This is a genomic window from Gottfriedia acidiceleris, assembly GCF_050457485.1.
GTDB lineage: Bacteria > Bacillota > Bacilli > Bacillales > Bacillaceae_G > Gottfriedia > Gottfriedia acidiceleris_D.
Genome location: NZ_JBCMJM010000001.1, coordinates 329858 through 354116 on the forward strand (window position 1 = coordinate 329858; position 24259 = coordinate 354116).

Here is a 24259-nt window from a genome sequence, read left to right on the forward strand (position 1 = left end):
TGAATAAAGGATATGAATGGATCAGTAGAATGCAGAAATAAAACATATTTAATAACATTGGGGGAATTAAAAAGGAGAGAAAAACTATATGCTTACTTTACGTGAAAAAGCATTGAAAATGCATAAAGAAAATCAAGGTAAACTAGAAGTCTATTCAAAAGTGGATATAAAGGATACTAATGATTTGAGTCTAGCGTATTCCCCTGGTGTGGCAGAGCCTTGCATGGAAATCCATAAAGATGAAAGCAAAGTATATGATTACACGATGAAAGGTAATCTTGTTGCTGTTGTTTCAAATGGTACAGCCGTACTCGGACTTGGGAATATTGGACCAAAAGCTGCCATGCCTGTTATGGAAGGGAAGGCATTGTTATTCAAATCATTTGCTAATGTGGATGCATTCCCTATTTGCATAGATACAACAGACCCAGAAAAAATAGTAGAGGTTGTGAAACTATTAGAGCCAACTTTTGGTGGCATAAATTTAGAAGACATTGCAGCACCTCAATGTTTTGAAATTGAAGAGAGATTACGAAAAAATTGCGAGATTCCTGTTTTCCATGATGATCAACATGGTACCGCCATTGTGACAGCTGCCGGTTTAATCAACTCTCTTAAACTCGCGAATAAAAAATTAGAAGATATTCGTGTAGTGGTCAATGGTGCTGGTGCAGCAGGTGTAGCTATTGTCAAACTTTTTCTTCAACTTGGTGTACATGATGTCATCTTATGTGATACAAAGGGAATCATCTATAAAGGGCGCTTAATTGGTATGAATAAATTTAAGGAAGAACTGGCGTGCATTACCAATAAAGAGGGAAAACAGGGTACATTAGCCGATGCACTTGTTGGAGCAGATGTTTTTGTCGGTGTATCTGCAGCAGGTGCTGTTACGCAAGAAATGGTTCGTTCTATGAAGGAAAATTCAATCATTTTTGCCATGGCCAATCCAGTGCCAGAAATTATGCCGGATGAAGCAAAAGATGCTGGTGCACTTGTTGTAGGAACCGGAAGATCGGATTTCCCTAATCAAATCAATAATGTATTGGCATTTCCAGGCATCTTCAGAGGAGCTTTAGACGTTCAAGCAAAGGAAATCAATGAAGAAATGAAACTAGCGTCCGTATTTGCAATAGCGAGATTGATATCAGATGAAGAACTTCAAACAGATTATATAATTCCAAATCCATTTGACACTAGGGTAGTAGCCCACGTAGCAGAAGAAGTTGCGAAGGTTGCAATAGAAACTGGTGTTGCACGAAAAGTTTTAAAGTTGTAGGAATTTAAAAGTAAGGCATTATTAGCTTTAATCGAATTGCAATAACCTGTGAGCAAAGTTGTTTAAAAAAAGTATTTTTCGATAATTTGAAAGCTTATTAAGAGACTGAAGGAATTCTTAAGTCTTGATCCTGCGAATTTTACAGACTAACCAATTATTTGTAGTTTTGATAGTTTTATATGCACAAAAAGTCGAAAAAAAATCAAAAGTTTCACAAATATAGTATGGAAATTAACACTGATGCTATTCGTTTAAAGGAAGAAGGTTTTCATTTAGACAAATAGCTGACAAATTAAATATTGTGAGTAGTGATACGGTTGTTACATGGTGGAGGAAGGATCAAAGAGAAGGTCATGCATTTCTCTTAGATAATCGGGGTCGCAAAAAAGGATATACTGATCATGAGCGTTACATTAAGAAATTAGAATTAGAGAAAGCAGTTCTAAAAAAGTTTCAAGAAATCTTAATGAAGGAGGGGAAAAGTTAAAGTTCCACGTAGTAGATAGCTTAAGTGATAAAAGAGGATGATTTATTTAATCACCCTCTTTTTCTTCTTAAATATTAGTTCTCTTCTGCATACTTTTTGAAATTTTCTAGAATAGCTTGCCATCCTTGTTGTTGAAACTCAACTGGATTCGTCTCTTCAGCATCGAATGTTTCAATTACTTCAGTAAGGTCTTCTTTTCCTTTAAAAGTGATCTTAACTATTCTTCCATCACCTAGAGTGTATGCAATTACCTCATATTTTTTTACTTCATCATAAATTCCACCAAAATCGAACCCAAAACTGCCATCCTTTGCTTCCATTCTTGATCTGAATTCACCACCAACTCTTAAATCATTTTCAGCAATTGGTGTATGCCAGTCATCTGAAGCACTGTTCCATTTTTTAATATGAGTAGGTTCTGTCCAAAATTCCCATACTTTTTCTACTGGTGCTTGAATAGTTGTTTCTACGGTTACTTTTTTAGTTGTTTCCATTTTAATTCACGCCTCTCTTTATACTAAATTGGATAATACCATATGTAGCTTACTATCTTGTATACGATTTCAAAAAAATTAGATAAAGCTTGTACACCTAAAGCATAAGTTAGGTGTACAAGAAATATCAATCACACATTAATATTGAAGGAGTTAAGAATCACAGAAATTACTCTGTTCTTTTATTATTACCATGTCAACCAGCCACTAGTTTTTTTATATTTGTGAATTAGTTCGTATTTTTCAATTCTGATTAAATGATTCATTCGATTCCGATATTTTCGATAATCGTCTTTTCGAACTGCTTTTACTTCTTTATCATAATGAACAGATTTTAATCCTTTTCGATATTCAAAAAGTTTTTCCTTTCGAGGATCTTTATAAATTTTCTTGTGACTTTTTTTCTGTTCATTATTCCAGCATAAAACTTCTAAATCTAACATTTCCTTCCCTGCTGCGGGGATTTAGATTATGGCATTTGCCATTAGTGCCGACCGCAACTAATAGAAGAATACTTTAGGATTATACAAGTTTTTCACTCCTTAAAAATTTCTCCAATTATTTTATACTATTCTATTTTAAAACAGAGAAGAATGCTAAAAAGGCAGTAATTCGATTCTTAATAGTATATTCGTTTTTTTATCAGAGAATCCTTTCTTATTTAACTATATTGCCAAGTAGTTGAATAAGAAAATCAGCAATCTACTTTTACAGACCATAAAATAAAAAAACAAACCATCATTATAAAAGGTTTGTTTTTATTGGACTTATTTATTTAATTTAATTTTTGAGTGCTTGATTCGTTTAGACTAACTGTTGAGCCTTTAAATGATCTTTTAGGAAGACTCCAATTGTAATGTACAGATAATAGTCTAAGAAGAACAATGACAATGAATAATAATAAAAGTTCAAAATTTGTATCAACAAATTTATTTCCAATTAAAACGCCTACAAGTATTGCCCAAAAAGCATATACTTCTGAATGTAATACCATTGGTTTTCTTTTTGCAAGTAGATCTCGTACGATACCGCCACCGATTCCAGTTAAGACAGATGCTACAATAACAGCGCTAACAGGTAATTTTAATTCCATGGCATAATTTGCACCGAGAATTGCAAAAGCGGATAATCCGATTGAATCGAATAAAATATCTAATTTTTTAAATGGTTTATTTGATAATTGCGGAAAGAAAAAGATAATTGTCATCGCAACTAACGCAATTGTAAAATTTGTTGTTTGATTCCATAAATAGTTAATTGGATAACCTATTAATAAATTACGTAATGCACCGCCACCAAAGGCTGTAGCAAAGCCTAGAATATAGACACCAAATAAATCATAGTCTTCTTCCATAGCAACTACTGCACCACTTAATGCAAAGGAAATAGTACCAATAATGCTAAATAACTCCCATGTTTCCAAAAAGCAATTCCCCCGCCCTGAATAAAAAGATGAAAAATAGTCCAGATATCATTATAATAAAGAGACAGTTAAGAGTAAAGAAGATTTAATTGCTTAGAATTGGTTAAAGAAAAGGTGGAATTTTGTGTCGAATGAAATGAGAGAAAAAGCCATTTTAGTTGGATGTCAGCTTCAAAATGTAGATGATGATCGTTTTAATTATTCAATGGACGAATTAGCATCACTTACGAAAACGGCAAATGGAGAAGTAGTTTTAATTACTTCACAAAAAAGAACTAAATATCATTCAGCGTTATACATAGGAACCGGTAAAGTAGAAGAGTTAGAGGCAGCAATTGCAGAGTTAGAACCTGATGTTGTTATTTTTAATAATGAATTGACTCCATCTCAAATACGAAATTTATCTGCAAGATTAGAAAAAAGAGTAATTGACCGTACACAATTAATATTAGACATATTTGCACAGCGAGCGAAAACAAAAGAAGGTAAATTACAGGTTGAATTGGCTCAATTACAATATTTGATGCCAAGATTAGTAGGTCAAGGAACAGAGTTATCAAGACTTGGTGGAGGGATCGGTACAAGAGGGCCTGGTGAAACAAAACTAGAATCCGATCGTCGTCACATTCGAAAACGTATTGATGATATTAAACAGCAATTAAACATAATCGTTGAACATCGTAAACGCTATCGTGAGCGCCGTAAGAAAAATGAAATGTTTCATATTTCTTTAGTAGGATATACAAATGCAGGAAAATCAACATTATTTAATCGACTTACTAAATCAGATGTGTATGAACAAGATTTACTATTTGCGACATTAGATCCTACAACTAGAAAATTTGTTTTATCAAATGGTATGACAACTTTACTGACTGACACGGTTGGTTTTATTCAGGATTTACCAACTTCACTTATTGCAGCATTCCGTTCAACACTTGAAGAAGCAACGGAAGCAGATTTCATTCTTCATGTTGTCGATGCATCTCATGAAAATTATAAAAGCCATGAAGTAACAGTTTCTAAATTATTGAATGATTTAGATGTTGAAAATATTCCAATATTAACTGTCTATAATAAAATAGATCAAGTTCATGAGGACTTTGTACCGTCACCAGCTGAAGGTTTTATTGAAATGAGTGCTTTAAATGAAGCTGATTTACTAAAATTACGTCAAAGAATTGAATTTGAATGTAAACAGTATATGGAATATTTTGAGGCATTTGTACCAGCATACGAGGGCAAAATGATTCATGAAATCAAAAAACTAACGATGATTGAATCTATCAACTTTAATGAAGAGTCAGAAATTTATCAAATTACTGGCTACGTTTTCAAGGAACATTCAATTTATGATACAGTTAAAAGATATAGAATACATAAGGAGCAATAATCAATGCTAGAATTTTTATCAAACGGGGAAAAAATTGCACCATTAGTGGCAGATGTTGAAAAATTAATTTCAGAAGCCCATAAAGAAATTGACGAAGTGATTGAATATAACCAATTCAAAGTTTTACAAAGCTTTCGAAAGCATAAAGTGAGTGATAGTCATTTTATTCCAACAACTGGTTATGGCTATGATGATATCGGAAGAGATACATTAGAGGAAATTTTTGCAGATGTTTTAGGAGGAGAAGCTGGTTTAGTGAGACCGCAAATCATTTCTGGAACCCATGCAATTTCAACTGCTTTATTTGGCGTACTAAGACCAGGGGATGAGCTTTTATATATTACTGGGAAGCCATACGATACATTAGAAGAAATCGTAGGGATACGTGGGGAAAGTGGAAATGGCTCATTAAAAGACTTTGGGATTGGATATGAATCAATCGAATTAGTAAATGACGAACGGATCAATTATGAAAAAGTAGCAAATAAAATGACAAGTAATACGAAAGTAATCGGTATTCAGCGTTCAAAAGGTTACGGAACAAGACCTTCATATACTATTGAACAAATTAAAGAGATGATTGATTTTGTAAAAGAAATTGATCCAAATGTCATCGTTTTTGTAGATAATTGCTATGGTGAGTTTGTTGAAAAACTAGAGCCATGCCATGTAGGAGCAGATTTAATGGCAGGTTCATTAATTAAAAATCCTGGTGGTGGACTTGCAAAAACAGGTGGTTATATTGTAGGACGTAAAGATTTAGTCGAAAAATGTGGCTATCGTTTAACATCTCCAGGGATTGGACGTGAAGCTGGCGCTTCTCTTTATGCGTTACAAGATATGTATCATGGATTTTTTATGGCGCCACATATCACTGGTCAAGCATTAAAAGGAGCTTTATTTACTGCAGCGTTCTTAGAAAAGCTTGGAATGAACACAAATCCTTCATGGGATGCAGTAAGAACAGATTTAATACAATCTGTTCAATTTGATGATAAAGAAAAAATGATAGCATTTTGTCAGGCAATTCAAGCGGCTTCACCAATCAATGCTCATTTTACCCCAACAGCAAACTATATGCCTGGATACGAAGACGATGTAATTATGGCAGCGGGGACATTTATCCAAGGTGCAAGTATTGAATTAACAGCAGACGGTCCAATAAGAGCTCCATATATTGCATATGTTCAAGGTGGCTTAACTTATGCACATGTGAAAATTGCAATTTGTTCGGCAGTTAATTCTTTAATTGAAAAAAATCTATTAGAAATTTAAAACAAAATAGCTCATGACCTCTAGTCATGAGCTATTTTATATATGAAAATAATTGGGGACTTACTTTCATAATGAAGAAGATTGTATCTATATTTATATCATACAGGTCAATTCTTAAATTAACCTTAATACTATCATTAAAATTCGATAAAGATTATCTAATCTTGTATTAAGGTTAGGAGTATGCGACTATATAGAAGTTGGGTAAACAGTATAGATTCAGTAATGAGCGGAGGAAAAAGAATGGAAAATCTACCTAATTGTCCTAAGTGTAATTCAGCATATACATATGAAGATGGAAATCTTTTAATTTGTCCAGAATGTGGTTATGAATGGACAATGGAAGCAGAACATACGAATGACGAAACGAAAGTAGTAAAAGATGCTAACGGAAATATTTTAAATGATGGGGATTCAGTTACAGTTATAAAAGATTTAAAAGTAAAGGGCACATCACTTGTCGTGAAAATTGGTACAAAAGTGAAAAGTATTCGATTAGTTGAAGGTGATCACGATATCGATTGTAAAATTGAAGGTTTTGGTGCGATGAAGTTGAAGTCTGAGTTTGTTAAAAAAGCATAGTATCGTTATGTATAAATTCTATTAAAAGAAAAATGCATCAAGTCAATTGGCTCGATGCATTTGTTTTATATGTTAAATTTTTACTAAACAAAATAAAAATAATAGTTTGATATAAATTAATATTTGTTAAAATAAAAGAGATGTAAATTAACCGTTTGCATTTATAGATATTATTGCAATTATTTTTTTAAAAATCGCACGAATAAAAGAAGGTGTCTAAATGAATAATCGAGCACATAAATTTGCAATGGATTATGTGAATTCAGAGGAAAATCAAAAGATGTTATATAAACGGACACTATTGATGGTTAGCATTTCGCAAATTTTTGGTGGAGCAGGATTAGCTGCCGGAGTTACAGTCGGTGCACTATTAGCTCAACAAATGCTTGGAACAGATGCTTTTACTGGTCTTCCGGCATCCCTTTTTACACTAGGCTCAGCTGGAGCGGCATTAATTGTTGGTAGGCTTTCTCAAAAATTTGGTCGACGAATCGGGCTTGCTGCAGGATTTTTTACTGGTGGACTTGGAGCAATCGGTGTAGTAATTGCGGCAATGACAAACAGTATTATCCTTTTATTTGCATCACTTTTGATTTACGGTGCAGGAACAGCAACTAATTTGCAAGCTAGATATGCAGGAACTGATTTAGCAAATAATAAACAACGTGCAAAAGCGATTAGTATTGCAATGGTTTCCACAACATTTGGTGCTGTTGCAGGTCCTAACCTAATAGGCCCAATGGGGAAATTTGCAGTCTCCATTGGCGTGCCAGCACTTGCAGGTCCATTCATTTTATCCGCAACTGCTTTTATTTTGGCCGGCCTTTTTCTTTTCATAATGCTTAATCCTGACCCGTTGATTTTAGCAAAAATAATCGAGTCAAATAAAACACAAAAAGTAGATGTAGTTCATTCCTCACAAATAGAAAGTATGAAAGCAAAGAGGGGTATTGCTGTAGGAGCAACGACAATGGTACTAACGCAAATAGTTATGGTTGCTATTATGACAATGACACCTATTCACATGAAACATCACGGTCATGGACTTAACGAAGTAGGTATTGTGATTGCGTTCCATATTGGCTCAATGTACCTTCCTTCACTCATTACAGGAATACTTGTAGATAAAATAGGTCGAACAGCTATGTCAATTGCATCTGGAGCCATTTTATTATTAGCTGGAGTAATAGCCGCATCAGCACCAAGTGATTCAATGATTCTCCTAGTAGTTGCTCTCTCTTTACTAGGATTAGGATGGAATTTTGGACTTATCAGTGGAACTGCTCAAATAGTTGATTCAACAGATTCTACTACACGCGCCAAGACTCAAGGAACTGTGGATGTATTTATCGCACTAGCAGGGGCATCAGGTGGCGCATTGTCTGGAATGATTGTTGCCAATTCAAGTTATGCAACATTATCCTTAGCTGGAGGAATCTTATCCCTAATCCTTATCCCAGTCGTGATTTGGTCACGTGGAGGAAAGAAAGAACGCGAACAAGGGCTTCATATGTAAAATGAAATTTAACTTATAATTTAGATAAAATAGGAGCTGATTAATCAGCTCCTATTTCACAATTTGCACGCTTGTTTAGAAGTTTAATTAATTTTTTAGTAAAATCGTATATTTAATTGTGCACACAAACTGATTTCGTACACAATTAAAAAGAGCAAAGGGGGAAATATGAAAAAAATTTCAGCTTATTTTATACTTCTAATATTATTGATCAGTTTAACCAGTTGTTCTTTAAGCAAAAACGCAAATAAGGATATTTTTCATTATAAAAATTCTTATGTCGGTAATAACAGTGCTGTGGGAAGAATTATAAAACAATTACCGAATCATAAAGAATTTACCCAAATGTCACTCCAAACAAAAAAGAAGCCCTATGGTATAACGATTGATTATAAGAATTTACCGGCTAATATTAAAAATATAGTAATAAATAATGCAACTTACTTATTTGCATTAATCAAAAATGTAGAATGGATTGTTTTTGATTTTGCTGATCAAAAATATACTGTCAAAAGACAACAACTTGATGAATGGTATGGAAAAGATTTAAGTTCTTATACGAACGAAAAGGAACTAGAGGAATTAATCCACACTAATTTAAAAGATAAAAGTAAGGTAGGTCAGTTATTTAAGAAATAAAATCTAGCTATTATTAAAGTGATTGATAAATTTTAATAGTCTAGTAGATTTAGAAAAAGTAGTAAATGGATATAAAGGGGTAAACGAATGTCTATTTTAACAAATCAATCTGAATTTAAAGTTCTAATTGAAAAGGAATTAATTCCGAATATAAACCTCAAGAGTGAACGGCCAAATGACCCAATTGTAGTTAAGAATATACCAGAAGGTTGGAAATGCATTGGATCAGGTAATTATGCTGCTGTTTTTATTCACCATTCTGAACCAAATGTAGTTGTTAAAGTGTATGGAAAAGATCTAGATGGTTTGGAAAAAGAAGTTCAAGTTTATAAGCAATTGGGAGAGCATCCAGCTTATTCGAAATTAATCCAAAGCGGTGAAAAATATTTAGTGTTAAAAAGATTAGATGGAATTACCCTATACAACGCCCTTGCAAATGGTGATCGAATACCTGAGAGTGTGATTAAAGATGTAAATATTGCGCTTAAGTATGCGATAAGTCGTGGGTTAAATCCATACGACGTTCACGGGAAAAATGTGATGATGAAAGATGGTAGGGGATACGTTGTAGATATATCTGACTTTTATAAAAAAGGAAAAGATGAAAAGTGGGAAGATTTAGTCAAAGCCTACTATAAACTATATAAAAAAACTTTGTATAAAGTACCTATTAAAATCCCGCTGAAATTTCTGGATTTTACTAGACACACATATAGATTCTATAAAAAATTGAAGAGGAAGATTTAAGATAGATCACGTTGGGAAATGTTACGACAAGAGAAATAGGTTATATAATTGAACGGTTCACGTCACTGCAATGGATACTAAACAAGAGATACCGGTTTACATTTCAAGAAGACTAGTGTACTGGCTAGTCTTCTTGAGCTTGCATTTATTCTTTTAGTTTTTTATGTTAAGGATTAATTCGCTCATCATTTTGTACTTTTTTTCCCTTAGACCTAATTAAAATAGAGTCTGTTTTAATTTATTCTTTTATATATACCTATATAGAAATATCTTTGTGATCTTCATAATTTAACAATTGTTTATGATTATAAAACTTCTCAAAAATGAGTCCCATAAAATAGTAAAATACTAAGCCAAAACTTAAATGAATAAGTGTAAATTTAATTCCAAATGAATCAAATTCATAGATAACGACAGGTAATTTAGCCGTTGTCCAAACTCCTAAAAAGAAAACAACATAGCGAATACTTGCTCCTTTTTTCAATAAAAGTACCGCGATTGGAAAAGCTAGGTATAGAGGACCAGCTGCAATACCTCCTAGTAAAAGAGCAAACAGAACACCGTAAATACCAGATTTATCTCCCATATATTTAATAAGAGTATCTTTTTCAACCCATTTATCAAGTAAGCCAACAAAAATTAAAACAGGTGGGAGGAGAAATAACATATTTAAAATACTATTTCCAGTTAATTGAAATGCTTTCATTCCAAGTGAGTGGTTTATTAATGTTAGAACAATAAACGCTACTAATAAAATAAAAAAGAAACGATATTTTTTTAATTGACTCATACCATCACCAACCAAATAATATATGCAAATAAAAGAGACATTAAAAGTCCACTTGCATTACGTGCATATGCAAAACTTCTTCCAAATAATTTTTGTTCCATCGGTAATGTAATAATTCCTACTGACATTAATGTTGACATTAACACTGCTACTTGTGGTAATCCAGCACCATTTTGGACTAATGTTTCTCCAAGAGGAAAAACGATGAAACTAGGAATTAGTCCCACAGAACCAATTAATGTAGATAGTATAATTCCTTTCACTCCAGAGTTTTCCCCAATAATTGATGAAACCATTGTAGGCGTTAAGAAGGATAAGGATAGTCCTACAAATAACATAATAGTTAAAATTTCAGGCAAAATATTACAAAACATTTTCCAAGATTTTAATAGAGCTTCTTTCGTTTTTTTTCGATCTTTTATAAAAGAAATAATAGTCAGGATTATTGCTAAACTGTATAGGACCGAAGCATTAATCATGATTCTTCACCTTCCATACATTGTATCTGCGTAAGAAAAATGTTAAATTCTTAAGCTTTTCTTCAATGTTTATTTGAAATTCTTCCAATTTTTCTTTTCCAACTTCAGTAATTTTGTACATCTTGATCGGTTTATCTTGCTCGGATGTACCTAAATAAGACTCAACAGCACCTTCAGTCTCTAATTGCTTTAGAGTTCGATATAATATGGAACTGTCAATTGGATTAATTGGTAGTTCTTCCTCACATTTCTGCAAAAGTTTCCCTCCATAACTATCCCCGTCAGTTAAAAACAATAAAAGAAATGCACCAGTATGTCGGCCTGTATGTTTCATAAATATAAAACCTCCTAAATTCGTATAATTCCTCACAACGTTTTATTTAAAACCGATAAAAATAGTATACTGTTAATAACAGTAATGTGTTACTAACAGTATAAATAATCTTTTAAGTTAATTCAACTCTAACTTTATAAAAACTTTCTCTTTCCAAGGTGGTGTGGGTTTGAATGATTTAGGCATTATTAGACAATTTCTATAAGTGACGATTCTTTTTTTACTATTTATAAAATGTAAGGATATTTTTATAACAATAATAATATAATAAAAAACAACAATAATTTATTGTAAAACGATAAATAATATGGTAAATTCAAATTGGAAATAATTTAGTGAGGTGCTTTTATGAAACGAGGGTCAACTCTCTTTTTAAAAATAGTAGTGATTCTTATTGGGATCCCAGTTCTTGCACTGTGTATATTTGTGGTTCCGAAGATTGCAGTATTCGCTGCTGAACTGTATCCAAAAATTGCCTTAATGAAATATTTCATTTGTATAGATCTATATGCTGCAGCGATTCCTTTCTATTTTGCTCTTTATCAAGCTTTTAAACTTTTAAGCTACATTGATAAAAACAAAGCTTTCTCGGAATTATCTGTTAACGCTTTAAAGAAAATAAAATTTAGTGCAATCGCAATCAGTGTATTGTATGTACTAGGGTTGCCACTTTTTTATTTAATTGCTGATATGGATGACGCTCCAGGAATTATTGTTATTGGCATGGTCTTGATTTTTGCTTCAATGGTAATTGCAGTCTTTGCAGCCGTTCTCGAAAGGCTTTTGAAAGAAGCGATTGATATAAAATCTGAAAATGATTTAACGGTCTGAGGTGAAGAACATGGCAATTATTATCAATATTGACGTGATGTTGGCAAAAAGGAAAATGAGTGTAACCGAGCTTTCGGAAAAGGTTGGGATTACAATGGCGAATCTTTCTATATTGAAAAATGGTAAGGCAAAAGCGATTCGTTTTGCAACTTTAGAAGCGATTTGTAATGCCTTAGACTGTCAACCTGGAGATATTTTAGAGTACCAAAATGATGAAGACAACAAGTAGATCGTTTGGATTGATATCAATTTATGAAGGAGAGCTAATTGTGAATATTATACTTCAAAAAGCTGAATCACATTTTTTAAGAGCGGTCAAACAACTTGTTCGATTTGGTTTGGAGCAGGCTTTATCATGTATTTTTCCTGTTGTGATTTTTGCCTCTTTAGCTTTTACTAAAATTGTACCACTTCCATTTCTTCCAAGATATGATTGGTTACTATTGATCTGTATATTGATGCAGTGGTTAATGGTGCGTACTGGGCTTGAAACATTGGATGAATTAAAGGTCATCACACTTTTTCACATAATTGGACTTGCGCTTGAACTTTTTAAGGTACATATGGGCTCTTGGGCATATCCAGGGGAAGGATACTCAAAACTATTTGGAGTGCCACTATATAGTGGTTTCATGTACGCAAGTGTTGCCAGTTATTTATGTCAAGCGTGGAGAAGGTTGAATGTTGAACTAATTAATTGGCCACCATTTTTGATAGTTGCTTCACTTGCTGCAGCAATTTATTTGAATTTCTTTACTCACCATTTTTGGATAGACGTTCGTTGGTGGCTATCAGGGCTTGTCATAATTGTTTTTTGGAAATCTTGGGTCACTTATGAAGTTAATGGGGCGAGGTACCGTATGCCAATCGCACTTTCTTTCGTACTAATCGGATTTTTTATATGGATAGCCGAAAATATTGCAACGTTTTTTGGTGCATGGCAATATCCTAATCAGTCGGTTGCATGGAGTTTAGTTCATCTAGGTAAAGTAAGTTCATGGCTATTATTAGTTATTGTAAGCTTTCTGATCGTAGCTACCTTAAAGCGAGTTAAAGGAAATCATTCAATTAAAAGGAAAGAACACTAAAAAAGTAAAAATATGTAGAAGTTTTTATGTGTGGAATCATAAAAAATAACCTGTATCACAGATTAACTAGTAATCTGATACAGGTTTATTTAATAATTTGTATCCTAGTATATTTTAATAAGATGCCTAAACCTAATATACTGCCTACTTACCGATAAGATTCATAAACCCTTTGTATATTAGGAAAAGGGAGAAAATTAAAATAGCTAAAATACCAATTAAATCTGTTAATGGCTCTACACTTGATAAGAATGTGCCTGCTAAAGGCATTTTGATTAAAGCGAAACCAGCAATAATACTAGCTAACATTAAAAAAATTCTTTCCATTCATTCATCCCTCCATTCAATATATTTTATGTGCAAGTAGAATGTAAGTGCTTTCAAATACAACCTTTTATAAAAAATGTGCGTTTGTCACGGTAAATTTGAGATCGTATTCATATAAATGCACTTAAGCAAACTAAGAGAAGTGTGGCGTTTAGGATACTATTTAATCTTTTAATAGATTTAGTTTTCTAGTTCTTTTTACATAAATGTGTAGTCGACACTATTTCTTTCCTATCATTTAATCCCTTTTTAATATAAACGCCGTTTCACTTATTAGTCTCTTTCATCTATTAATAGAGATTAATAATAATAGGAGTGAAGAATAATTGAGTTCAAGGCATAAACATGATGTATCTTACCAAACGTGGAATCTTTATTTAGGAGCGGATCTCACGCCGTTAATAGGAGCAACACTGTCTCAAATTCCCCAGCGCGTAACAGAAGTCTTTCAGCAATTTCTAGCAACTGACATTACTACTCGCGTAAAGGCAATTGCTCGAGGAATCGCAAATGAAAAACCTGATTTTATTGGTTTACAAGAGGAGTTATTATTTCTGGAGATATAAATGCTGTTCCTAATAGTACGACTTACAATCTATTTGTTAATGCGGGCTTAAATGATATATGGAATTTCTTTGGAATAGGACAACGGTTTACTGGCCATCAAGCATCAAACGTATTAAATTCAGTATCATTGTTGAACGAAAGAGTAGATTATATCTATTATAAAAACGGCTGGAATCCAATAACGGCTCATCTAATCGGAAATTCACAGAGTGACAGAACAAAAACTGGACTTTGGCCTTCGGATCATGCAGGGTTATTTTCAAGATTAAGTTTGAAGTGCAATCATGATGATAATTAGTTAACTACTGAATAAGAAATGACCGCAAATTTACATAAGGCAGTCATTTTATATATTCAACCTATAAACTGAAACTATGAAGGGCATTTCATTAAAGAAATTGAATACTATGTAAAATAGACAATTTTTAAGGAGGTTTTAATGAAAAGAGTCAGTCTGTTCAAGCTATCGTTTATCATTTTACCTTTACTACTTGTCGCTTGTCGTTTCACCCCTTCAGAAAGTCAATCAATTATAGATTGGGTAGACTTTGTTAGATGGAATGGAGTTGAGTACAATGGCATACAATCAGGAATTTTGGCTAATGAAGAATTTATTGATGAAAAATTAGGGGAAGTAAAGTTCAGGGTAGCAGATCATGTTACAAATCCCAGTTATAAAATAAAAGATGGAGATGCAGCATTCCATGAGAAAGGAACGGACATTTATTCAATCAAGGGTAATCCTGAATTAATTGCCTTAAAAGACAAAACTGCAATAAATGGATATAGAATTTATTTTGCAAAAGGAACTACTGATTATAAGTGGTATTTTAAAGATGTACCAATCGAAAAAGTAGCTCTGATTGAAATCTACCAATCTTTTTCACCTAGCGCGAAAAAGGTATCTGAGATAAAAGACAAAGAAAAAATAGTTAACTTTCTGGATATCTTAAAGAATAGTAAGGAAGATTCAAATTTTCAACCAAATAATGATCATACAGATTCTACTCACTATGAAATTGTATTGTTTACAGATGAACCAATCGCTTATAAGTATACTATTGAATTTGACGGTGCTAACTACTACTGGTATCCGTGGGATACTTCCATTTTGTCAAATGAGATTGGAAAATTTATACCAAAGTAATGTTTTAAATACATATGCACCTAAATTAACTCGCTAATTATTTTTAGCGAGTTTTTTCTTTACATAATAATCCACCACATAGAACAAAACTCAAATCAATTATGTGCAGTCCACCGAAATCTAGTCATCGAAAAACAACTAGTAAAATATGTGAAAGATAGATGAAATTAGAGCATTTTTTATATTAAACTACTTTTAAAAATGGTAAAATATGGTTATATCATATTTGGAAGCGGATCTTTTTTACGGAGGGGCTATAATTGAGAAAGTCATATATATTTTTGATATGCGTAGCAATCCTAGCTTTATGCTTAGGTGGATTTTATTTTGGAAAAATGAAGTATACCAAAACAAAAAATGAAATATTGATTGGTTATAACTACACAAAATTTGGGAAAAATGTAATCAAATTTAAACCAGTAAAAGTAGAAAAACAAGCAAAATTAAATCAATTAGAAAAAATATTTTTATTTAGTAAAAAAATAGAAAAACCAATTGTTGATTTAGCTAAATATGATGTTCAGCTATTATTCAGAAGTCCAATAGATGAAACAGTTGAATATAGTTCATTACTTTGGTTCACAAAAAGTGGTGCAATCATAAAAATTAATGGATTTAACGGATTTCGAAGTGTTGGTATTGAGAATGCCAAATCCATAAAAAATATAATAAATTATATAGAGTTGTAATAATTAAATAATATTTTAGTAAATGAGTTGTCATGGCAACTTATTTTTTTTAATGTTATAAGGAAAATTTGGTTGGATATTTAATAGTTGAAGAAATGATATAATATTATAGTAGTTTAAAAAGCAAACTTATTAATTAAACTTTAAGTTGGTGATTCAATGTTTCGTTTCTTTAAATCTAAAAAGAAGGTAAGCTTCAGTGAACAATTATGTGAACTGCTAAAGATTGGTATAGAATTAAATCCAAATTTAAATGAAGAATTAATTCTTGCTGAGTATAGTGAAGAGGAATTTGAAAGAGAACCTTACCTATTATTACTTATTGCATTAGGAAGTGAATTGGAGCTAAACGAAAATTACTGTTCAAATGAAATATGGTATTTGGATACGGAATGTATTGAGGACACAGGAGATTACGTTCGGATTGCAGAAAGAATTAGAGACTTATCAAAAAATTACTTAGATCTTAAAAATATTAAAGATAATGTAGATATTGAAAATCAAGAGGCATCAATTTCTTTTACTTTAGATGAAAAAGATTATTGTTGGAAGTTAGAAGTAAATGATGACTGGATCGATGAGAAAATTATTGTTAAGTTTAATGATTTATTAGAAATAAAAAATATGGATAAGAGAGTTTATATTCTAGATTTAGGAGGACAAGATTGTTTAGTAGGTATTTATTCTATGGAACAAGTAAGGAAGTTAAATAACTTACTTAAAGGATATAAATTTGTATCATTATAAAACAACAAAAACTTAATATTTAACTTATTTTTAAACAATATGATACATCAAGTTGTGCTAATTTATTATTGCTTGATAAAAATTTTGGATAAAAGGAAACAATGTAGTGAGTATGAGAGGAAAGGAAGTGTAAAACGGTGGAATTGGAAACGGTTATGCAGGAACTAGAAGCACTAGGTAAAGAACGGACAAAAAAGACATACATAAGTAACGGTGCACATGAGCCACTATTTGGAGTGGCAACAGGGGCAATGAAGCCGATTGCTAAGAAAATTAAAATGGATCAGCAACTAGCGAATCAATTATATGCAACAGGTAATTATGATGCGATGTATTTTGCGGGGATCATTGCAGAGCCTTTGAAAATGACTGAAGAAGACTTTGAAAGTTGGATTGATGGAGCTTATTTCTATATGCTTTCAGACTATGTAGTTGCAGTTACTTTAGCTGAAGCTGATATTGCGCAAGAGGTAGCCGATAAATGGATTGCAAGCGGAGATGAACTTAAAATGTCAGCTGGTTGGAGCTGTTACTGTTGGCTTTTAGGGAATCGTTCGGATACTGAATTTGACGAAATCAAGATTTCAGACCTGCTTGACCAGGTGAAAGATACAATCCATGAATCTCCTGAACGAACAAAATCTGCAATGAATAATTTTGTTTATACAGTAGCAATTTCATATTTACCTCAACATGAAAAAGCGGTTGAAACTGCAAAAGCAATTGGACCAGTCGAAATGAAAAAGGAAAAGAAAAAAAGCACCATTTTACTTTGCTCTGAAAAAATTCAAAAAGATTTAGATAAAGGTTTATTAGGATTTAAGCGTAAACATGTAAGGTGTTAAAGATGTATTTTTTATTAAACGCATTAAAGCAGATCGATACCTCTTTTTAAAATTGTAAAACCTTGTTTAAATAAAAAAGCCTAACTTTTACTTTAAAGAAAAAAGTTGGGCTTTTTTATTTTTTATGTTGGTTTCAGCTGTAATCGTAAAAATAATAGCCTTGCTAGACTTCTTATTTAAAAAAGGTAGCGCCGATTAAATCAGCGCTAAATTTATGCATTTTGTTTACTGAGATTTCGCTGGGCTGCCATATAGCTCCCAATTATATTTTGATAACCTGGGAGATTACTAGCAAGCAAATTGCCAAAACCTTCGACATCGTTACGCCAATCGCGTTGTAATTCGCAAGCTACGCTAAACCAGTTCAAAAGTTGCACACCACTATGGGCCATACGCGTATTAGCGGCATCTGCAACTTGTTTACTAAAAGTTCCTGAAGCATCAGTAACAGCAAATACTTCATACCCGGCATTTATAGCGGAAAGGGCAGGGAAAGCAACACAAACGTCCGTAACTACGCCTGCGATAATCAGTTGTTTTTTTCTAGTTTCTTCAATTGCTTTTACAAAATCATCATTATCCCATGCGTTAATTTGTCCAGGTCGAGCTATTTTTGGCGCGTTAGGAAAAAGATCAACTAATTCTTGCATAAGTGGTCCATTAGGTCCGTTTTCAAAGCTTGTTGTTAAAATAACTGGTAAATCAAAAAACTTAGCAGTATGAGCAAGAGCTAAAACATTGTTCTTGAATTCATCAACACCATAATCACGCACTAGTCCAGCCATCAGACCAGTTTGATGATCCACTAAAAGAACAACAGCTTCATCTTTATTAATACGAGAATAGAGATCAGACATTATGTATTCCTCCTAAAAAGTAAGTAATTGAAGAAAGTTTAAAACTGGTATATTTTCATAAATTTTTTCGTTTATAACAATCAGAAAAGATAGACTGATTGTTATAAATACTTGGTTTCCTTCTATTAATCTAAAACAGGAGTTTTATCTATCCAATTTATGAATTGGTGTAAATAACGCTGAAGATAACGTTTTGTTTGTTCGTCAGTAAGCACTTTCTGATCGGAATCAATTTTTTCATGAACTTGGGAAATCAGCATTTTTTGAAATGGTAGAACATGAGCTTGCATAGCTTCTAGTATTTCTCTGATTTGGATTTGAGCATAAACAGTACCTAATCCCCCAGGAGTTGCACCAATTAAACCAACCGGTTTTCTACTAAGAACAGCTGATTCACGAGGTCTTGATGCCCAGTCTAATGCATTCTTTAATACGCCTGGAATTCCAGAATTGTACTCTGGGCTTACAATAATGATACCGTCAACTTCCTGAATAGCAGATTTAAATGATGTCACTGCTTCTGGAACACTTATTTCTAGGTCTTCATTGAATAAAGGTAGTTCATTAAGTTCAATCCAACGAAATTGATGGGAATCATCCATCTCTGTTAACGATTGAGCAATGATTCGATTATAAGAGTTTTTTCGTAAACTACCACAAATAAGACCAATTGTATTAGACATATATTCCCTCCTTTGTTAAAATCATTTAAATATTACCATAATATTCCAAAAACTAAAAAGTGGCTTTATACCTTATTATCTTTTTTATTTAATTGGTTATATTGGCTTAAGGGTAGTGGCAGCGATCCAATTTCTTATTGTCCGGAGGTTAGAAACAGGGATTCGTATGCGAGTAGCTATTTTTTAAAGACAATAAATAACTTCGGACAAAGGAAAAAACACCCATTAACTGGATGCTTATGGGAAATCAGTTCCATATTATTGTAAGGTGACAATTACAAAAGATCATAATTTTGAAGTAAGTTACAAAATATATGATAGCAAAACAAGAAAATTAATTTTGGAAAGTAAATAGTTTATTAAAAAACTACTAATTTAGTAAAAAACTCTATGGAAATTTTACACTCGAATAATCGTTAATAAATTTTTACATAAAGAGAATTAATATTATACAGGGCTTTTAATATTAAAGAGAATAGAGCAATTATATCGAAAAGTTTAGCTTCTTCTACATGAAAGATGAACCAACGAAATTAATTGGAGCTAATGGATCATATTGTATATTGTTTAAAAATAAATAAAGCTTAGGTTGTAGAACAAAAAGATTACTAGAAATAAAAAAAATAGAGGAAGATCCTCTATTAATAGTGGAACTTATAAACCGCCAAGTGCTTTAATCGTAGCAGGTCCTACAATTCCGTCTACTTTTAAATGCCGGTCTTTTTGAAATTTGCGCACTGCTTGGTCTGTATTGTTTCCAAAGATACCATCGATCCCTTTTGTACTATAGCCGAGTGATGTAAGCTTTTGTTGAAGCTTCTTAACTGTAGTTCCACGATTTCCCTTTTTTAATACAGTTCCATTTGGGATAACAGCATTTGAACCACCACTACTACTTGTTACTTTGTATCCATTTGCATTTGCAATTGAGTCAAATGATTTACTTGAAGTTGTGATTACAACAGGAGTGCTCAATTTTACTCTATCAAAAAGCCATTCTACTTCATTATCATACATTCTCACACAGCCATGACTGACGTATTTTCCAATCGAACTTGGGTTATTGTTACCGTGGATGGCATATGTAGTTCCCCATGTACCACGAGCATTTAATCCAAGCCAACGGTTTCCGAGTGGATTTCTAGGATCCCCACCAGGAATATGTCCTGTATAGTAAGGTCTATTCACAATCTTATTTACAATTTTAAACTTACCTTCAGGTGTCAGTGATGGACTTTTACCGGTAGCAACTTTAAAAACTTTGTAGAGTTTACCATTTTCATAATAAGCTAGTTGATTTGTTGATTTATTAATTATAATGAATTGAGATGTAGCAGCCTGGCTAGGTTTAATACCAATACCCACAAACATAAGACAGGTTAAAATTAAAACAGCAAGCCATTTTCTTAACAATACCTTCCCTCCCGAACTATATTTTCAAAATCTTAATCAATTAATCCTATGACGGTAGAATTTGTCCAAGTGTCATATTTTTCAAATATGCTTAAAATTATTAAAAAACATGACAAATGTAATGGTGTTCTATAGTGCTTTTGGCTTGTGTAGTTATATTATTAAACTTGTGAAAAAATGGTATATTATTTAAGTAGTGGGGGTGAAAAGATGAAAATTAATAATTATATGACAACTATCATTACTAATCATTATTATTTTTGGTGGGACATTTCTCATTCATTTAATTAAAATGGATGAATTTTTATTAGATCAAATTATTGGATTTTCAGTAGGGATCTTAATCCTATTCTTTACTTTGATTTGGAGAAAATCTAGCAAACTTTCATAATTCTTAATATTTGAGAAATCTAATATAACAAATTTCGAGTTATATAGTAGAATGAATATAAGTTTAAGAAATTATTGTGTTCTTGAATTGTATAAGAAATTAGACTCTATATTTAAGAATTAAAGATAAATATAATAGTCTTTCAAGTATTTATTTAGGGAGGAACGATTTTGTTTAAACGTATTTCTTTCTTTATTTTTGTTAATATTTTAGTGTTAATTACAATTACAACGATTACAACATTATTAGGTGTACCACGTTATATTGGTAATGGGGGATACTGGGCACTGCTTGCATTTAGTGTAATTGCAGGTTTTAGTGGAGCGATTATTTCATTGTTATTCTCACGTATAATGGCCAAATGGGTTATGGGTATAAAATTAATTGATCCTCGTTCTCCACAAATTGATCGTTTAAATTTTGTACTAGAAGAGACTTATCGTCTAGCAAAACTTGCTGGTTTAAAGAAGATGCCACAGGTGGGCGTATATGATTCAGTTGAAGTTAATGCTTTTGCTACAGGACCTAGTAAAAGACGATCTTTAGTAGCTGTTTCTAGTGGAATGATCGAGACCATGGATCGTCCAGCGATTAGTGGTGTTTTAGCACACGAAATTGCCCATATAAAAAATGGAGATATGGTTACTACAACTTTATTACAAGGTATAATTAACACTTTTGTCATTTTCTTCTCCCGATTAGTTGCAAAAATTGTTTCTAATTTTGTAAGAGAAGAGTTATCTTATGTAGTTTATTTTCTTTGTTCAGTAGTATTTGAGATCGTATTTAGTATTTTAAGTAGTCCAATTATTTTCTGGCATTCAAGAAAAAGAGAGTTTAAGGCAGACAGGTATGCTGCAGAACTTGGTGGAAAAGATAACATGATTCATGCTTTAGAATCATTAAGTCGAAATATTAGATTAGTTGACGATCGTCAAAAATCGATTGCAGCTTTTAAAATAAGCGGAAAAGAGAAATTCGCAAGATTATTCTCAACGCATCCACCAATAGAAAAACGAATCGAGCGTTTAAAATCATTATAAAAGTTAAAGGCTTTTTACATTTAACGATGTAAAAAGCCTTTTTTTGCATGAAATTGAAAGAAGGATTTCATTTAGTTTTAGGGAATATAGATACTAAAAAGATGAGGTGTACTTTAATTTGGAGAAAGATAAAATTGAAAAATTGAAGACAGCAGCATTAATTTTAGGTACCTTTGTTATAACTCTCGGAATTATCATATCTATTTCTATAATTAATTTTAATCACGCTAAAGCACATCCCATTATTATCAAAATTCCTAAATCAGAAAGAATAATTACTCTAGTTAATAAAGAAGAATTAATGAACGTAGATTCAAATTTAAAAACTAGTGTTTGTGAAGTAATCGAAATTCCAAAAACAAATAATAAAAATCAGTATCAAAGTGTTTGTGATGATTCTGAGAAATACGGATTTACTGACAAAGAAATAATAGATAAAAATTCTCACCCTGCCTTGAAAGTCGGTGACACGGTTTACTTAACAAATTATAAAGATGGTAAATTAATGGTGAGAATAGAAAATGAATAAGGGTTATAAGTCAAAAAATGTATCTGATTTATAATATGAAGAAAGGAACTTCAGGTTAGCTGAAGTTCCTTTCTGTTTTATTTAAAGTTTTTCTCCATTTGAAGCAATTACGTCTTTGTACCAGAAAAATGACTTTTTCTTCTTTCGTTCTAATGTTCCACTACCGTCGTCATGTTTATCGACATAAATGAAACCATAACGTTTTGAGAACTCACCTGATGATGCACTAACAAGATCAATACAACCCCAGCTAGTATAACCCATCAATTTTACGCCATCTTGCATTGCTTCTCCCATAGCATTAATATGCTCACGTAAATAATCAATTCGATAATAATCATTAATTGATCCGTCATCTTCCACTTTGTCATATGCACCTAGACCATTTTCTACAACAAATAACGGCAATTGGTAACGGTCATACAATTGATTTAAACTAATTCGTAAACCTTCAGGATCAATTTCCCAGCCCCAGTCACTTGCTTTTAGGAAAGGATTTTTAACTCCGCCAATCAGATTTCCTTGTGAGCTTTCTAGATCAGATTTTTCCTTTTTCTCTGTTCTAGACATATAATAACTGAACCCAATATAGTCAACAGTGCCTTCTTTAATTAATTCTAAATCCCCATCTTGCATTTCAATATTAATATTGTTTTCTTTAAAGAAGCGATTAATAAATGACGGATATTCGCCACGAACCTGAACGTCTGCACAGAAGTAATTAAAAAAGCGCTCTTCTTCAAGGGCATACATTACGTTTTTAGGATTCGAATCAAATGAATAAACCGGAGCATATAAAATCATACATCCAATTTGAGAATCTGGAATGATTTCGTGACATGCTTTGACAGCAATACTACTTGCAACAAATTGATGATGAAACGCCTGAAATGTTGGTTGATATTTATCTTTTTCTTCTTTTATCGAAAAACCAAGACCCATAATGGGCATAATTAATCCACTATTAATTTCATTAAAAGTCATCCAATATTTTACTTTGTTTTTATAACGATTGAAGATTGCGTTCACATATCTTTCAAAGAAGGTTACTACTTCTCGATTTCTCCAACCGCCATATTGTTTTACAAGATTTACTGGCATTTCATAGTGTGAAATTGTAACAACTGGTTCAATGCCATATTTGTGTAGTTCGTCAAAAACACGGTCATAGAAAGCCAATCCATCTTCATTTGCTTCTAATTCATTTCCATTTGGAAAGATTCTTGTCCAAGCAATTGACATTCGGAAAACTTTAAAACCCATTTCCGCAAATAAAGCAATATCTTCTTTATATCGGTGATAGAAGTCGATACCTTCGTGGTTAGGATAATTATACTTTGAACGATCAATCTCAAAATTAAATCCAGGTGACTGTAAAATGTTCAGCCTTTGCTTTCCGCCTGGAAGAACATCGGCTATATTTAAACCTTTATTTCCTTCATAAAATCCGCCTTCCATTTGATTAGCAGCAGTAGCGCCACCCCATAAAAAATCTTTAGGAAACTTAAACTGATTCATTTTTTTTACCTCCTAATTTCTTTATAGTTGTTTACATAAATCGATATTTTTAAATAATGAGAATATAAACGAATCATAACGTTAACGGAGATGTTAGTAAATAAGTGAATGGAATCTAGTTTCTATTCACAAAAGTAAATAATTGT

29 protein-coding genes are annotated in these 24259 nt (G+C 32.3%); 18 read left to right on the forward strand and 11 right to left on the reverse strand.

Annotated elements, in window-relative coordinates; genetic code table 11:
* Positions 1 to 88: 88 nt before the first annotated feature.
* Complete coding sequence (locus ABEY15_RS01455; protein WP_429887970.1) at positions 89 to 1279, forward strand: NAD(P)-dependent malic enzyme; 1191 nt, start codon at positions 89 to 91, stop codon at positions 1277 to 1279.
* Positions 1280 to 1840: 561 nt separating this feature from the next.
* Here the strand turns inward: ABEY15_RS01455 and ABEY15_RS01460 are convergent.
* The 3 genes from ABEY15_RS01460 to ABEY15_RS01470 form a co-directional block, all read right to left on the reverse strand.
* Positions 1841 to 2260: an SRPBCC family protein gene (locus ABEY15_RS01460; protein WP_429887972.1), complete on the reverse strand. Its 420-nt coding sequence runs from the start codon at positions 2258 to 2260 to the stop codon at positions 1841 to 1843.
* Positions 2261 to 2448: 188 nt separating this feature from the next.
* Positions 2449 to 2703, reverse strand: coding sequence for a hypothetical protein (locus tag ABEY15_RS01465; protein WP_429887973.1), 255 nt, complete (start codon positions 2701 to 2703; stop codon positions 2449 to 2451).
* Between the two features lie 332 nt (positions 2704 to 3035).
* Positions 3036 to 3683, reverse strand: a complete 648-nt coding sequence (locus tag ABEY15_RS01470) for a trimeric intracellular cation channel family protein (RefSeq protein WP_069034404.1) — start codon at positions 3681 to 3683, stop codon at positions 3036 to 3038.
* A 136-nt stretch (positions 3684 to 3819) separates the two neighbouring features.
* On the opposite strand from ABEY15_RS01470, the gene hflX reads away from it, so the two are divergent.
* The 6 genes from hflX (at position 3820) to ABEY15_RS01500 (ending at position 9835) form a co-directional block, all read left to right on the forward strand.
* On the forward strand, positions 3820 to 5076 hold the full coding sequence (hflX, locus tag ABEY15_RS01475; protein WP_429888241.1) for a GTPase HflX: 1257 nt from the start codon (positions 3820 to 3822) through the stop codon (positions 5074 to 5076).
* Positions 5077 to 5079: 3 nt separating this feature from the next.
* On the forward strand, positions 5080 to 6351 hold the full coding sequence (locus ABEY15_RS01480; RefSeq protein ID WP_098862653.1) for an aminotransferase class I/II-fold pyridoxal phosphate-dependent enzyme: 1272 nt from the start codon (positions 5080 to 5082) through the stop codon (positions 6349 to 6351).
* 243 nt (positions 6352 to 6594) lie between these two features.
* Positions 6595 to 6933 (forward strand): zinc ribbon domain-containing protein YjdM, encoded by a 339-nt coding sequence (locus tag ABEY15_RS01485; protein WP_429888243.1) that lies wholly within the window; start codon positions 6595 to 6597, stop codon positions 6931 to 6933.
* A gap of 220 nt (positions 6934 to 7153) precedes the next feature.
* Positions 7154 to 8449 carry an MFS transporter gene (locus ABEY15_RS01490; protein WP_429887974.1) on the forward strand — a complete coding sequence of 432 codons (1296 nt, stop codon included), beginning with the start codon at positions 7154 to 7156 and terminating at the stop codon, positions 8447 to 8449.
* A 168-nt stretch (positions 8450 to 8617) separates the two neighbouring features.
* Positions 8618 to 9088: a DUF4825 domain-containing protein gene (locus tag ABEY15_RS01495; protein WP_429887976.1), complete on the forward strand. Its 471-nt coding sequence runs from the start codon at positions 8618 to 8620 to the stop codon at positions 9086 to 9088.
* Between the two features lie 87 nt (positions 9089 to 9175).
* Complete coding sequence (locus ABEY15_RS01500) at positions 9176 to 9835, forward strand: serine/threonine protein kinase (protein ID WP_429887977.1); 660 nt, start codon at positions 9176 to 9178, stop codon at positions 9833 to 9835.
* Between the two features lie 256 nt (positions 9836 to 10091).
* Here ABEY15_RS01500 and ABEY15_RS01505 read toward each other — a convergent pair whose 3' ends face one another.
* From ABEY15_RS01505 to ABEY15_RS01515, 3 genes are read right to left on the reverse strand one after another with little or no spacing between them, the layout of a single operon-like run.
* The gene (locus ABEY15_RS01505; RefSeq protein WP_429887978.1) at positions 10092 to 10625 is read right to left on the reverse strand and encodes a permease; all 534 of its coding nucleotides are present in this window, start codon (positions 10623 to 10625) and stop codon (positions 10092 to 10094) included.
* Complete coding sequence (locus ABEY15_RS01510) at positions 10622 to 11104, reverse strand: hypothetical protein (protein ID WP_429887979.1); 483 nt, start codon at positions 11102 to 11104, stop codon at positions 10622 to 10624. Before ABEY15_RS01510 ends, ABEY15_RS01505 begins: the two co-directional genes overlap by 4 nt.
* A complete protein-coding gene (locus ABEY15_RS01515; protein WP_429887981.1) occupies positions 11097 to 11438 on the reverse strand; it encodes a PadR family transcriptional regulator in 342 nt (113 codons plus the stop codon). The genes ABEY15_RS01510 and ABEY15_RS01515 overlap by 8 nt, the downstream gene beginning before the upstream one ends.
* A gap of 348 nt (positions 11439 to 11786) precedes the next feature.
* On the opposite strand from ABEY15_RS01515, the gene ABEY15_RS01520 reads away from it, so the two are divergent.
* From ABEY15_RS01520 to ABEY15_RS01530, 3 genes are read left to right on the forward strand one after another with little or no spacing between them, the layout of a single operon-like run.
* A complete protein-coding gene (locus ABEY15_RS01520; RefSeq protein ID WP_429887983.1) occupies positions 11787 to 12269 on the forward strand; it encodes a DUF2975 domain-containing protein in 483 nt (160 codons plus the stop codon).
* Between the two features lie 10 nt (positions 12270 to 12279).
* Positions 12280 to 12498, forward strand: a complete 219-nt coding sequence (locus ABEY15_RS01525; protein ID WP_429887985.1) for a helix-turn-helix domain-containing protein — start codon at positions 12280 to 12282, stop codon at positions 12496 to 12498.
* Positions 12499 to 12538: 40 nt separating this feature from the next.
* Positions 12539 to 13357 carry a DUF817 domain-containing protein gene (locus tag ABEY15_RS01530; protein ID WP_429887987.1) on the forward strand — a complete coding sequence of 273 codons (819 nt, stop codon included), beginning with the start codon at positions 12539 to 12541 and terminating at the stop codon, positions 13355 to 13357.
* 144 nt (positions 13358 to 13501) lie between these two features.
* Here ABEY15_RS01530 and ABEY15_RS01535 read toward each other — a convergent pair whose 3' ends face one another.
* Positions 13502 to 13684 carry a hypothetical protein gene (locus ABEY15_RS01535; protein ID WP_069034392.1) on the reverse strand — a complete coding sequence of 61 codons (183 nt, stop codon included), beginning with the start codon at positions 13682 to 13684 and terminating at the stop codon, positions 13502 to 13504.
* 326 nt (positions 13685 to 14010) lie between these two features.
* Between ABEY15_RS01535 and ABEY15_RS01540 the strand changes: the two genes are divergently transcribed.
* From ABEY15_RS01540 to ABEY15_RS01565, 6 genes are all read left to right on the forward strand, one after another.
* Positions 14011 to 14250 (forward strand): hypothetical protein, encoded by a 240-nt coding sequence (locus ABEY15_RS01540; RefSeq protein WP_429887988.1) that lies wholly within the window; start codon positions 14011 to 14013, stop codon positions 14248 to 14250.
* Complete coding sequence (locus tag ABEY15_RS01545; protein WP_429888245.1) at positions 14247 to 14549, forward strand: endonuclease/exonuclease/phosphatase family protein; 303 nt, start codon at positions 14247 to 14249, stop codon at positions 14547 to 14549. The genes ABEY15_RS01540 and ABEY15_RS01545 overlap by 4 nt, the downstream gene beginning before the upstream one ends.
* 141 nt (positions 14550 to 14690) lie before the next feature.
* The gene (locus tag ABEY15_RS01550) at positions 14691 to 15398 is read left to right on the forward strand and encodes a hypothetical protein (protein WP_429887989.1); all 708 of its coding nucleotides are present in this window, start codon (positions 14691 to 14693) and stop codon (positions 15396 to 15398) included.
* Between the two features lie 260 nt (positions 15399 to 15658).
* A complete protein-coding gene (locus ABEY15_RS01555) occupies positions 15659 to 16087 on the forward strand; it encodes a hypothetical protein (RefSeq protein WP_429887991.1) in 429 nt (142 codons plus the stop codon).
* A gap of 159 nt (positions 16088 to 16246) precedes the next feature.
* Positions 16247 to 16834 carry a hypothetical protein gene (locus tag ABEY15_RS01560; RefSeq protein ID WP_429887992.1) on the forward strand — a complete coding sequence of 196 codons (588 nt, stop codon included), beginning with the start codon at positions 16247 to 16249 and terminating at the stop codon, positions 16832 to 16834.
* A gap of 137 nt (positions 16835 to 16971) precedes the next feature.
* Entirely contained in the window at positions 16972 to 17679 is a 708-nt protein-coding gene (locus tag ABEY15_RS01565) for a DNA alkylation repair protein (RefSeq protein ID WP_429887993.1), read from the forward strand.
* Positions 17680 to 17891: 212 nt separating this feature from the next.
* Here the strand turns inward: ABEY15_RS01565 and ycaC are convergent, their stop codons facing one another.
* From ycaC to ABEY15_RS01580, 3 genes are all read right to left on the reverse strand, one after another.
* Complete coding sequence (gene ycaC, locus ABEY15_RS01570; protein ID WP_429887994.1) at positions 17892 to 18536, reverse strand: isochorismate family cysteine hydrolase YcaC; 645 nt, start codon at positions 18534 to 18536, stop codon at positions 17892 to 17894.
* 125 nt (positions 18537 to 18661) lie between these two features.
* Positions 18662 to 19219 (reverse strand): NADPH-dependent FMN reductase, encoded by a 558-nt coding sequence (locus ABEY15_RS01575; protein ID WP_429887995.1) that lies wholly within the window; start codon positions 19217 to 19219, stop codon positions 18662 to 18664.
* 654 nt (positions 19220 to 19873) lie between these two features.
* Positions 19874 to 20632: a L,D-transpeptidase family protein gene (locus ABEY15_RS01580; RefSeq protein ID WP_429887996.1), complete on the reverse strand. Its 759-nt coding sequence runs from the start codon at positions 20630 to 20632 to the stop codon at positions 19874 to 19876.
* A gap of 561 nt (positions 20633 to 21193) precedes the next feature.
* On the opposite strand from ABEY15_RS01580, the gene htpX reads away from it, so the two are divergent.
* Together htpX and ABEY15_RS01590 are read left to right on the forward strand one after the other, a co-directional pair.
* Positions 21194 to 22066, forward strand: a complete 873-nt coding sequence (htpX, locus tag ABEY15_RS01585; protein ID WP_429887997.1) for a protease HtpX — start codon at positions 21194 to 21196, stop codon at positions 22064 to 22066.
* 118 nt (positions 22067 to 22184) lie between these two features.
* On the forward strand, positions 22185 to 22595 hold the full coding sequence (locus ABEY15_RS01590) for a hypothetical protein (RefSeq protein ID WP_429887998.1): 411 nt from the start codon (positions 22185 to 22187) through the stop codon (positions 22593 to 22595).
* Between the two features lie 81 nt (positions 22596 to 22676).
* Here ABEY15_RS01590 and ABEY15_RS01595 read toward each other — a convergent pair whose 3' ends face one another.
* Entirely contained in the window at positions 22677 to 24113 is a 1437-nt protein-coding gene (locus ABEY15_RS01595) for a glycoside hydrolase family 1 protein (RefSeq protein ID WP_429887999.1), read from the reverse strand.
* Between the last annotated feature and the right edge of the window lie 146 nt (positions 24114 to 24259).